1 pseudogene (cut by a window edge) is annotated in these 395 nt (G+C 62.0%); it reads right to left on the bottom strand.

The features are described from left to right. Window positions 1-2 precede the first annotated feature (2 nt). Window positions 3-395: pseudogene (locus GTN70_03730) on the bottom strand (sodium-translocating pyrophosphatase) (it continues 1,555 nt past the right edge of the window).

Genomic DNA, 395 nt, shown 5'->3' with positions numbered 1-395 from the left:
TATCAGAACTTCCCGATAAGCGGCGCGAACACGAGGGACACCACGGCCATGAGCTTTATGAGGATATTCATCGAAGGCCCGGAGGTGTCCTTGAAGGGATCACCCACGGTGTCCCCCACGACAGCCGCGTGATGCGCATCCGAACCCTTTCCTCCGTGATGGCCTTCCTCGATGAACTTCTTGGCGTTATCCCACGCGCCCCCGCCGTTCGCCATCATGATACCCACCAGGACGCCGGTAACCGTCGCGCCGGCGAGAAACCCGCCGAGGGCCTCGGCACCGAGCCCGAAGCCGACGACGAGGGGAGCGGCTATGGCGATGATGCCGGGTGCGATCATCTCCTTGAGAGCGCCTTTCGTCACGATATCGATGCACTTGTCGATCTCAGGCTCCGC

The sequence above is a fragment of the Deltaproteobacteria bacterium genome (assembly GCA_011773515.1).
Classification (GTDB): Bacteria; Desulfobacterota; Deferrimicrobia; order J040; family J040; genus WVXK01.
The sequence above is the reverse complement of the archived record's forward strand: the minus strand, read 5'-3'. Positions and strand labels throughout refer to the sequence as shown.